Raw genomic sequence first — 10,773 nt, forward strand, 5'->3', positions numbered from 1 at the left:
GTGCCCCGAAGCATTCCTGCCCTCAGCCACACTTAGAATGACCGCAACTACGGCAGGTCATGCACCCTTCGATCATCACCATGTCAAACTGACCGCAAGACGGGCATGCTCTGCCGCGCGGGGCGTCCATATTGACCACTTGCGCTTGCGGGTCAGATTTCAGCCCCATGCCTTCCCCTTCCAGAAAGCCGATATTGATCATGTGTTGCTCGATCACGCCGCCAATCGCCGCCAGGATCGACGGAATGTACTTGCCCTTCACCCAAGCACCACCGCGCGGGTCGAACACCGCTTTGAGTTCTTCGACCACAAACGAAACATCCCCACCGCGCCGGAACACGGCTGAAATCATACGGGTCAGAGCCAGCGTCCAGGCATAATGCTCCATGTTCTTCGAATTTATGAACACTTCGAAGGGACGACGCCTGCCAGCGATGACGATATCGTTGATCGTCAGGTAGATTGCGTGTTCGCTATCCGGCCATTTCAGCTTGTAGGTCGACCCTTCCAGCGATTGCGGACGGTCCAGCGGTTCTGACATATAGACAACCTCGCCACCATCTACCTCATGAGGGGCATCGGCGCTTTCGCCCGGGGCTTTGTCGTCACTTTCAGACACGGTCAGAACCGAGCCGGTCACATCGTTCGGGCGATAGGTGGTGCAGCCTTTGCAGCCCTGATCCCAGGCCTGCATGTAGACATCCTTGAAGGCGTCGAAACTGATATCTTCGGGGCAGTTGATCGTCTTGGAAATCGAGCTGTCTATCCATTTCTGAGCCGCCGCCTGCATCTTGACGTGGTCGGATGGGGTCAGCGTCTGCGCATTGACGAAATAGTCGGGCAACTCGGAGTCACCAAACTTGCCGCGCCACATCTGGACGGCATAGTCCACGACTTCTTCCTCAGTGCGGGAGCCGTCCTTCTGCAGAACCTTACGGGTGTAGGCATAGGCAAAGACCGGCTCGATCCCGGAAGACACGTTGCCTGCATACAAGGAAATCGTGCCCGTTGGCGCAATCGAGGTCAGCAGCGCGTTGCGGATACCATGCTCGCGGATCGCATCGCGCACATCGTCATCCATCTGCTGCATGGTGCCGCTGGCCAGATATTTCTCGGCGTCGAACAGGGGGAATGCCCCTTTCTCCTTCGCCAATTGCACCGACGCCAGGTATGCGGCGCGAGCGATGCTGTGCAACCAGCGCTCGGTCTGACGCGCCGCCTCGTCGGACCCATAGCGCAGACCCAGCATCAGCAAAGCATCGGCCAGACCTGTCACGCCCAGCCCGATACGGCGCTTGTCTTGCGCTTCGGCCTCTTGCTCGGCCAGAGGGAATTTCGACGCGTCCACCACGTTGTCCATCATGCGCACGGCAGTGGCGACCAGCTCTTGCAAGGCCGCCTCGTCCAGATGCGCCGCATCTTCGAACGGGTCCGCGACCAGTCGCGCCAGATTGATCGAACCCAGCAAGCACGCCCCATAGGGCGGCAGGGGCTGTTCGCCACAGGGGTTCGTGGCAGCAATCGTCTCGACGTAGTTCAGGTTGTTGGCCTTGTTGATCCGGTCGATGAAGATCACGCCGGGCTCGGCATAGTCATAGGTGGCCTGCATGATCTTGTTCCACAGATCACGGGCCTGAACGGTGTGATAGATCTTGCCGTCGAACACCAACTCCCACGGGCCATCGGCTTTGACGGCCTCCATGAACGGATCGGTCACCAGCACCGACATGTTGAACATACGCAGCCGCGCGGGGTCAGATTTCGCAGTTATAAACTGTTCGATATCCGGGTGATCGCAGCGCATGGTTGCCATCATCGCCCCCCGACGCGAGCCTGCGGACATGATCGTCCGGCACATCGCGTCCCAGACATCCATGAACGACAACGGCCCCGATGCGTCGGCGGCGACCCCTTTCACATCCGCGCCACGCGGGCGGATCGTCGAGAAATCATAGCCGATCCCCCCACCCTGCTGCATGGTCAGCGCGGCCTCTTTCAGCATGTCGAAAATGCCGCCCATGCTGTCGGGGACGGTGCCCATGACAAAGCAATTGAACAGAGTTACCTGCCGCGCGGTCCCAGCGCCCGCGGTGATGCGGCCGGCGGGCAGGTATTTGAAATCCTCCAGCGCCTCATAGAACTTTTCTTCCCAATGCGCCGGGTCCTTCTCCACCCGCGCCAGATCGCGGGCGATGCGCCGCCAACTGTCCTCGACCGTCTGATCGATGGGTGTGCCATCCGCTTGTTTGAAACGGTATTTCATGTCCCAGATCTGCTCGGCGATGGGGGCGGCAAAGCGGCTCATTGGTGATTCCCTGTGCTGACGAAGGGATACAGATTACCCCAGATCACAAGTAAACCACAACACCTTGATGACAAGGCGCAGAAGGCTACAATATAGGGACCCGCCATGGGACGACTCTGTGGGAAAACTGTGGATAAGTACGTAAACCTCATCAAACTGTCCGTCGGATCGGAAAGCGTTGACACGCTGATGGCGTGGCAGGACAGTCGCAAGCCGCTCTATGAGGATGGATGCCCGCGCCACGTCACCCGCATGTGGCCCAAGCGCGAGGCCGAGATTCTGAATGGTGGATCAATCTATTGGGTGATCAAAGGCGTGATCCAGTGCCGCCAGCGCATCCTGCGTCTGGACGAAGTGCGAGGCGAGGACGGTATCCGCCGCTGCGCCATCGTGCTGGACCCCGAGGTGCATCGCACTCAGAACGCGTTGAAGCGCCCGTTTCAGGGCTGGCGCTATCTGAAACCCGAAGACACGCCCGCCGATCTGCCGAAAGGGCGCGAGCAGGACGATGCTCTGCCCGACGATCTCAACCGTGCTTTGGCCGAGATCGGCGTGCTCTAACGCATCCGGTCCAGCAGATCGTTCAGAACCGCCTTTTCTGCCGGATCGTATTGCGCCACGCGGCTGCGCCACAAGGTCGCCTGCGACTGCAGGATCATCCCATCCGACAGGATCTTCAGGTGGTTCGCGCGCAGGGTTTCCCCGGTCGAGGTGATGTCGGCAATCGCCTCGGCGGTTTCGTTCATCACCGTACCCTCGGTCGCGCCCTGACTGTCGACCAGAGTGTAATCGGCCACCCCAGCGTCCGTCAGGAACTCGCGCACCAGCCGATGATATTTGGTTGCGATCCGCAGCCTATGACCATGAGTCTTGCGAAACGCTGCTGCTGCCGCGTCCAGATCATCCAGCGTGTCCACATCCACCCAGCAGGCGGGTGTCGCGATGATCAGATCGGCCCTGCCGAACCCAAGCTGCGAAATCTCTTCGACCTGCTGCTCCCAGCGCGGCAGTTTTTCCTGCACCAGATCAATCCCGGTGACACCCAGATGGATACGCCCTTCTGCCAGTTCACGCGGGATTTCCCCGGCCGACAAAAGGATCAGCGAGACGCCGTCGATCCCTTCGACCTTGCCCGCATATTCCCGGTCCGATCCGCTGCGCGACAGGATGATGCCGCGCTTTTCGAACCACGAGAACGTCTTGTCCATCAACCGGCCCTTCGAGGGCACGCCCAGCTTCAGGCTCATTGGGCACCCTCCTCGATCTCGAGCATCAGGTCGGGGCGCAGCACACCGCCCACTGCGGGGATTTCTGCGCCGCCGCCCAATTGCCGGGTCAGTGCATCGTAGCGCCCACCGGTGGCGATCGGCGGCAGGTCCGGGCGGCCTTCGGCGTAAAAGCCAAAGACAAAACCGTCATAATACTCCATTGACGTGCGGCCATAGGAGGCTTCGAAATCCAACCGCTCGACATCGACGCCCCGCGCCTGCAGCGCGGCGATACGGCCTTCCAGTCGATCCAGTGCAGGGGTGATCTGGGGCAGGTCGACCGCGACGTCGCGCAGTTGTTCCAAAGCAAAGGGCATGGTTTCGCGCACGTTCAGCAGCGTTTCCAGCCCCACCAATTCACTGTCCGAAATGGGCGGTGTATCCCGGTCCTCACGCAGCGCGGCGATGCGCGCCTCAATCTCAGAGGTGCGGCGTTTGCCGATCATGGGCACGTCCATTGCCAGAGGGTCCGCTGCGTCCAGCAGGGCGTCACGCCCCTCGGGGCCCGGCTTGCGGCCTGCAAAGCGATCCAGCAACACCCGAAACCGGCGCGGACGCCAGAGATGCCGCATTAACGCGGCTTTGCGCCGGTCAGTGGTTTTCAGCCCCGCAACAGCGGCAGTCAGGATGCCAATATCCCCGGTCGCCGCGCGCAACGGTATCCCGCGCAGTTGCAGAGCGAACAGAGAGAATACTTCGGCATCGGCCCCGGCGGGATCATTGCGGTCAAAGACCTCATACCCGACCTGAATGTATTCGTTCGAGCGATCCGGGTCGTGTTCCTGACGGCGGAAGACCTCGCCGGAGTAGGTGTACCGCGCAGGCTCGGCCCCTTCGGACATATGCATCTGCACCACCGGCAAAGTGAAATCGGGGCGCAGCATCTGCTCGCCGCGCAGCGCGTCCGAGGTCACATAGGCACGGGCGCGGATATCCTCACCATAGAGATCAAGCAGCGTTTCCGCCGGTTGCAGCAGCGGCGTATCGACCACCTGCGCACCGGCGGCCTCGAACCGGACGCGCATCATCGCGGCGCGGGCCTGTATCTGGGAACGGTTGGGCATCACTCAGTCCTGACTGTCCAGAATTTCGCGCACTTTGGCGACCAGATCACCGCGCGGCACTTCGAACTGGCTGGGGCGTTCCTTCCACTCCTCCAGCGTCGCGCTTTCGGCGATCTTGGCCCCAAGGATCAGGTCCTTGATTTGCACGATGCCATTGGCCTTCTCGTCACCGCCTTCGATCACCGCAATGGGTGAGTTCCGCTTGTCCGCGTATTTCAACTGATTGCCGAAGTTCTTGGGGTTGCCCAGATAAACCTCGGCCCGGATACCCGCATTGCGCAGTTCGGCGACCATGGCCTGATAGTCGGCCATCCGGTCGCGGTCCATGACCGTAACGACAACAGGACCCGTCGCCTGCGCAGTGATCCGGCCCTTCTCGCGCAGAGCGGCCAGCAGGCGGTCCACACCAATGGAGATTCCGGTCGCAGGCACTTCCTGCCCGGTGAAGCGTTTGACCAGATCGTCATAACGACCCCCGCCCGAAACCGACCCAAACTGCCGCTTGCGGCCTTTTTCGTCGAATATCTCAAAGGTCAGTTCGGCTTCATAAACCGGCCCGGTATAGTAACCGAGGCCACGCACGACCGAGGGGTCAATCTCGATACGATCCGCGCCATAGCCGCCCGCATCCAGCAGGGCACCAATCTGTTCCAACTCGGCAATCCCGTCCGCGCCGATCTTACTGTCGCCAACAGCTGCGCGCAGGTTGGCCAGCGTTCCGGCGGTATCGGCAGCCTTGGACGTCAGAAAGGCAATCACGGGCTCGGCCTGATCATCGCTGAGACCTACGCCATCGATAAACGCCCCCGAGGCATCCAGACGGCCCTTGGTCAGCAGCTCACGCACCCCGGCCTCGCCCACCTTGTCGAACTTGTCGATGGTGCGCAGGACATTGTCGCGGGCGGTGAGGTCTTCGCCCAGACCCATCGCCTCAAGGACGCCATTCAGAACTTTGCGGTTGTTGACGCGCACCAGATAATCGCCACGTGGGATACCCACGGTCTCCAGCGTGTCCGACAGCATCGCGCAGATCTCGGCATCAGCAGCCATCGAAGCCGTGCCCACCGTATCCGCATCACACTGGTAAAACTGACGATACCGCCCCGGCCCCGGCTTCTCATTGCGCCAGACCGGACCCATCGCGTAGCGGCGATAGGGCGTCGGCAGATCATTGCGGTGCTGAGCGTAGACCCGGGCCAAAGGCGCGGTCAGGTCATAGCGCAGCGCCATCCAGTCGCCGTTGCCGCCCTCGTCAAACTCCTGCCACGCAAAGACGCCCTCGTTGGGGCGGTCCACATCAGGCAGGAACTTGCCCAGCGCCTCGACGGTCTCGACCGCGCTGCTTTCCAAAGCGTCGAACCCATAGCGATGATAGACGCCCGCAATCGTCCGCAGCATCTCGGTGCGCTGCGAGACTTCCTGGCCGAAATAGTCGCGGAACCCTTTCGGCGTGACGGCCTTGGGGCGGGGCTGTTTCTTGGGCTTGGCCATGTGGGGCGTCCTTGGGGCTGAGTGTTCCGCGCGCGGTCTATCCCATGGCCCGCATCGGGGCAAGCGCGGCGCGCGGTTTCTCTGGTCATAGGGGCACTTGGCCGCTATGACCGGCGCAAGCACAGGAGCCCCCGAATGCAGCATCTGGAAGAACAGATCGCCCACCTGACCCGCACCGTCGACGAGTTGAACACGATCGTCACCCGGCAACAGGACGAGATCGACCGCCTGACCCGCCGCGTCGAAATGCTGTTCCAGCGCGAAGCGGAACGGGCGCAGGAAGGGTCAGGCGGAATCGTCTACGGCGACGAACGCCCGCCGCATTATTGAGGGGTCAAAGCCCCAGCGTTGTTTTCACCGCTGAATCGACCACTCCCCCAAGCAGGGCATCTTTGTCGGCGGCACAGGCGTCGGACAAAGCGGCGATGAACGCCTCACGCAGTTGGGCTTTTTCCTCGTCGGTGGTCGCGTGATCTTCGATATTGATCTGACGATTATAAAGCGACAGGGCCGTCATCTTTTCGACAACGCTCACCACAAAGGCTTCGTCCCCATCGGCCTCTTCCGCAATCGAGGCGCAGGTATAGTGCATCACAGGCAGTGCATCCTGCACCATTTGCTCGGCGGCCTCATCCGCAAGCGCAAGGGTCGGGGCAATAAAGAAGCCAATGCAAAGTGCAGATTTGAAAACGCTGATTTTCATCTTATTCACTTCCAGTTATGGCCGATGATGGCACCGGCCACGCCACCAATGGCCGCGCCCTTCCCGTCTCCGATCAATGCGCCGACGCCTGCGCCGATCAATGCGCCTTCGATGGTTTGCTTTTTCTTCTTTTTATCATCCGCCAACCCGGCCCCTGCCGTCGCAAGAACAAGAATTACAGCCAAAGCGCCCGTTACCGCCCTGAACCCCATGCCAGCAATCGTCATATCTGTGCCCTTCCTTCTAATCCCACGCAGCTAGCCTAGCGAGGGATATGGGCCGAGGCAACAAAGGGGTGGTTCAGATTTCTTCGACCGAGATCACGCCATCCAGCGACTTGATCGCACCTTTGATCTGCGGGTTCACCGGAAAGCTCTGACCCAGGTCCATCTCGACGTCACCGGGCAGATTCTTGTCCAAAAGGCACATCTGGATCGGCCCTTTAGCAGCGCCTTTGGCCGCCGTTCCGGCGTCTTCGAGGATTTTGGCGACCGTGGCCAAAACCTGCGGAGTGTCGACATATATCCGCAATCCGGTCGCGCCTGCGTCCGCCACCACTGAATCGACGGGGCCGACCGAACGGCCAAGCAGTTTGAGTTGGTCGGCCTCCATCGTGGCTTCGGCGGTCAGAACCACCTGCGCACCGGTTTCCAGAAACTCGCGACATTTCTCCAGCGTGTCCGAGAACAGCGTGACCTCATAGGCCCCTGTCGGGTCGGACAGTTGCGCAAAGGCGAACCGGTTGCCGCGCGCCGATTTGCGTTCCTGCCGCCCGGCGACAACACCCGCCATCTTCGCGATCAATGGACCCGAACGCGCCTTCTCGGTCACTTCATCCAGTGTCATGACCTGCTTGCGTTTCAGAGCGGGCATATAGTCGTCCAGCGGGTGGCCGGACAGGTAGAAACCAATCGCCTTGAACTCTTCGCTCAGCCGCTCTGCCGGCAACCAATCTGGTGATGGCGACAGGCGCGGTTCGGGCAGATCGTCGCCCGCCTCGCCAAACAAAGAAACCTGATTTGAGTTCCTTTGCTCGTGAATCGCGGCCGAGTAGTTGACCAGCGCATCGAGGCTTTCGAACACCCGGCGGCGGTTACCGTCGAGCTGGTCGAAGGCCCCGGCGCGAGCCAGCATTTCCAGCGGGCGTTTGCCCACACGCTTCAGGTCAACCCTGCGGGAGAAATCGAACAGGTTGACGAACGGCTTATCCGCGCGCCCGTCGACCACAAGGTTCATCGCCTCGACCCCCACATTTTTCAAAGCGCCCAGCCCATAAACGAGGTGCCCGTCGATCACGTCGAACGTCGCCAAAGAGCGGTTTACGCAAGGCGGGACATAGGGCAGGTCCAGCCCCTTCCGAACCTCTTCGAAATAGACAGCCAGCTTGTCGGTCAGGTGGATATCGCAGTTCATGACGCCCGCCATGAACTCGACCGGGTGGTTCGCCTTCAGCCAACCGGTCTGATAGCTGACGACCGCATAGGCCGCCGCGTGGGATTTGTTGAAGCCGTAGTTGGCAAACTTGTCCAGCAGGTTCCAAACCTCGGTCGCCTTTGCCTCGTCCACGTTGTTCTCGGCAGCCCCTTTCAGAAATTTGGGCCGCTCGGCGTCCATCGCCTCTTGGATTTTCTTACCCATCGCGCGGCGCAGCAGATCCGCGCCACCAAGGCTGTAGCCCGCCATTTCCTGCGCGATCTGCATCACCTGCTCCTGATAGACGATGATGCCTTGGGTTTCGTCCAGAATATGGTCGATGGACGGGTGCAGTTTGTCCCGCTGGCTCAGCCCGTTCTTGACCTCGCAGAACTTGGGAATGTTCTCCATCGGGCCGGGACGGTAAAGCGCGACCAGCGCAATGATATCTTCGATGCAGTCAGGTTTCATCCGCTTGAGCGCATCCATCATGCCCGAGCTTTCCACCTGGAACACAGCCACCGTCTTGGCCGCCGAATAGAGCTTGTATGTCGCCTCATCATCCAGCGGGATGGCGTTGATCTGGTTCTCGGCCCCTTCGGCGGGTTCGTATAGCTCGGTGCCATCCGCCGCAATGTGCAGGGGCCGGCCGGATTTGAAGATGATATCCATCGCGTTCTGGATCACTGTCAGGGTTTTCAGACCCAGAAAGTCGAATTTCACCAACCCGGCCTGTTCCACCCATTTCATGTTGAACTGGGTCGCAGGCATGTCCGAGCGCGGGTCCTGATAGATCGGCACCAACGCATCCAGCGGACGATCCCCAATCACCACCCCAGCCGCGTGCGTTGAGGCGTTGCGCAACAGCCCCTCGACCTGCTGGCCATAGGTCAGCAACCGGTCGACGACCTCTTCACTGCGCGCCTCTTCCCGCAGGCGGGGTTCGTCTTTCAACGCCTTTTCGATGGAGACGGGCTTGACCCCCTCAACCGGGATCATCTTGGACAGGCGGTCCACCTGCCCGTAAGGCATTTGCAGCACCCGCCCGATATCGCGCACCGCCGCCTTCGACAGCAATGCACCAAAGGTGATGATCTGCCCCACCTTATCGCGCCCGTATTTCTGCTGCACGTAGCGGATCACCTCTTCACGGCGGTCCATGCAGAAGTCGATGTCGAAGTCGGGCATCGAGACCCGTTCTGGGTTCAGGAAGCGTTCAAACAGCAGAGAATAGCGCAGCGGGTCAAGGTCGGTGATCGTCAACGCATAGGCCACCAGCGAGCCAGCGCCAGACCCCCGCCCCGGCCCGACCGGAATGTCGTGATCCTTGGCCCATTGGATAAAGTCGGCAACGATCAGGAAATAGCCAGGAAAACCCATGCCCTCGATGATGCCCAGTTCAAAGTCCAGCCGTTCCTGATACTCCTCAGGCGTCACGGCATGGGGGATAACCGCAAGACGTTTCTGCAGGCCCTCATTGGCGATGCGCCGTAGCTCAGCCACCTCATCATCGGCAAATTTCGGCAGGATCGGATCGCGGCGATAGGCCATGAAAGCGCAACGTCGTGCAATCTCAACTGTGTTCTCGATGGCCTCGGGCAGATCGGCGAACAGCGTCACCATTTCCTGCTGCGACTTGAAATAATGCTGCGCCGTCAGGCGACGACGGCCCTCCTGCTGATCGACATAGGCTCCTTCGGCGATACAGATCAGCGCGTCATGCGCTTCGTACATATCCGAAGTCGGGAAATAGACGTCGTTGGTGGCGACCAACGGCAGGTTCTTGGCATACGCCATCTCCACATGGCCACGCTCGGTCAGGCGTTCGGCCTCGGGTTGGCCATCCTCACCGGGATGGCGCTGCAACTCGATATAGAGCCGATCCGGAAACATTCCGGCCAGCCGGTCCACCAAAGCCTCGGCCGCCGGGCGCTGCCCCTGCTGCAGCAACATCCCCACCGGCCCGTCCGGTCCGCCGGTCAGGCAGATCAGGCCATCGGACCTCTCGGCCAACTCATCCAACGTGACCTGCGGCAACTGCCCGCCCTTGTCCACATAGAGGCACGAGCTGAGCTTCATCAGGTTCTCATACCCGGCCTCGGACTGCGCCAGCAGCACCAGCGGCGCGGGCGCTTTCGGCTTCTCACCGGGCTGCGCCTGCACAAACGCCAAATCAACCTGACATCCCATGATCGGCTGAATACCCGCACCGCTGGCGGTCACGGAAAACTCCAACGCCGAGAACATCGAATTGGTGTCCGTCACCGCAACGGCAGGCATCTCGGCCTTCTCGCACAGACCCGGCAGCTTCTTCAGCCGCACAGCGCCTTCCAGCAGAGAATATTCGGTGTGAACGCGGAGGTGAATGAATCGAGGGGTACTGCTCATGCCCCCTACGCTATCCCAGCCAAGGGCGCTGCAAAAGCGCGAACCGACGCTTTGCGATGCTTAAAAAATCAGCTCTGATTATTCGGCTTTTCCAGAAGGTGCTTCGGAAAGACGCAGACCCGAATGACAGAAAACACTTTA

At 60.6% G+C, this 10,773-nt stretch carries 9 protein-coding genes; 2 read left to right on the forward strand and 7 right to left on the reverse strand.

Annotated elements, in window-relative coordinates; all coding sequences use genetic code 11:
• Positions 1–22: 22 nt before the first annotated feature.
• A complete protein-coding gene (locus ACR3EN_RS02420; protein WP_480819210.1) occupies positions 23–2,305 on the reverse strand; it encodes an adenosylcobalamin-dependent ribonucleoside-diphosphate reductase in 2,283 nt (760 codons plus the stop codon).
• Between the two features lie 129 nt (positions 2,306–2,434).
• Between ACR3EN_RS02420 and ACR3EN_RS02425 the strand changes: the two genes are divergently transcribed.
• On the forward strand, positions 2,435–2,866 hold the full coding sequence (locus ACR3EN_RS02425) for a DUF1489 family protein (RefSeq protein WP_480819209.1): 432 nt from the start codon (positions 2,435–2,437) through the stop codon (positions 2,864–2,866).
• Here ACR3EN_RS02425 and hisG read toward each other — a convergent pair.
• The 3 genes from hisG to hisS are packed head-to-tail and all read right to left on the reverse strand — an operon-like array spanning position 2,863 to position 6,128.
• Positions 2,863–3,552 carry an ATP phosphoribosyltransferase gene (gene hisG / locus ACR3EN_RS02430; protein ID WP_480870314.1) on the reverse strand — a complete coding sequence of 230 codons (690 nt, stop codon included), beginning with the start codon at positions 3,550–3,552 and terminating at the stop codon, positions 2,863–2,865. The two genes, ACR3EN_RS02425 and hisG, sit on opposite strands and share 4 nt — an antisense overlap.
• A complete protein-coding gene (locus tag ACR3EN_RS02435; protein WP_480870317.1) occupies positions 3,549–4,637 on the reverse strand; it encodes an ATP phosphoribosyltransferase regulatory subunit in 1,089 nt (362 codons plus the stop codon). The genes hisG and ACR3EN_RS02435 overlap by 4 nt, the downstream gene beginning before the upstream one ends.
• Before the next feature lie 3 nt (positions 4,638–4,640).
• On the reverse strand, positions 4,641–6,128 hold the full coding sequence (hisS, locus tag ACR3EN_RS02440; RefSeq protein WP_480870319.1) for a histidine--tRNA ligase: 1,488 nt from the start codon (positions 6,126–6,128) through the stop codon (positions 4,641–4,643).
• A 135-nt stretch (positions 6,129–6,263) separates the two neighbouring features.
• On the opposite strand from hisS, the gene ACR3EN_RS02445 reads away from it, so the two are divergent.
• On the forward strand, positions 6,264–6,458 hold the full coding sequence (locus tag ACR3EN_RS02445; protein WP_480530827.1) for a SlyX family protein: 195 nt from the start codon (positions 6,264–6,266) through the stop codon (positions 6,456–6,458).
• A 4-nt stretch (positions 6,459–6,462) separates the two neighbouring features.
• On the opposite strand, the gene ACR3EN_RS02450 is transcribed toward ACR3EN_RS02445, so the two are convergent.
• From ACR3EN_RS02450 to dnaE, 3 genes are all read right to left on the reverse strand, one after another.
• Positions 6,463–6,831, reverse strand: coding sequence for a hypothetical protein (locus ACR3EN_RS02450; protein WP_480819205.1), 369 nt, complete (start codon positions 6,829–6,831; stop codon positions 6,463–6,465).
• A 5-nt stretch (positions 6,832–6,836) separates the two neighbouring features.
• The gene (locus ACR3EN_RS02455) at positions 6,837–7,058 is read right to left on the reverse strand and encodes a YMGG-like glycine zipper-containing protein (RefSeq protein ID WP_480819204.1); all 222 of its coding nucleotides are present in this window, start codon (positions 7,056–7,058) and stop codon (positions 6,837–6,839) included.
• 73 nt (positions 7,059–7,131) lie between these two features.
• Positions 7,132–10,632, reverse strand: a complete 3,501-nt coding sequence (gene dnaE, locus ACR3EN_RS02460; protein WP_480819203.1) for a DNA polymerase III subunit alpha — start codon at positions 10,630–10,632, stop codon at positions 7,132–7,134.
• Between the last annotated feature and the right edge of the window lie 141 nt (positions 10,633–10,773).

Source organism: Ruegeria sp. G7 (assembly GCF_056535465.1).

Excerpts from the sequence above, each read along its gene's own strand:
- ACR3EN_RS02420 (WP_480819210.1), bottom strand. The coding sequence starts at position 2,305 with ATGAGCCGCTTTGCCGCCCCCATCGCCGAGCAGATCTGGGACATGAAA.
- hisG (WP_480870314.1), bottom strand. The coding sequence starts at position 3,552 with ATGAGCCTGAAGCTGGGCGTGCCCTCGAAGGGCCGGTTGATGGACAAG.
- ACR3EN_RS02450 (WP_480819205.1), bottom strand. The coding sequence starts at position 6,831 with ATGAAAATCAGCGTTTTCAAATCTGCACTTTGCATTGGCTTCTTTATT.
- dnaE (WP_480819203.1), bottom strand. The coding sequence starts at position 10,632 with ATGAGCAGTACCCCTCGATTCATTCACCTCCGCGTTCACACCGAATAT.
- ACR3EN_RS02435 (WP_480870317.1), bottom strand. The coding sequence starts at position 4,637 with ATGCCCAACCGTTCCCAGATACAGGCCCGCGCCGCGATGATGCGCGTC.
- ACR3EN_RS02455 (WP_480819204.1), bottom strand. The coding sequence starts at position 7,058 with ATGACGATTGCTGGCATGGGGTTCAGGGCGGTAACGGGCGCTTTGGCT.
- ACR3EN_RS02445 (WP_480530827.1), top strand. The coding sequence starts at position 6,264 with ATGCAGCATCTGGAAGAACAGATCGCCCACCTGACCCGCACCGTCGAC.
- hisS (WP_480870319.1), bottom strand. The coding sequence starts at position 6,128 with ATGGCCAAGCCCAAGAAACAGCCCCGCCCCAAGGCCGTCACGCCGAAA.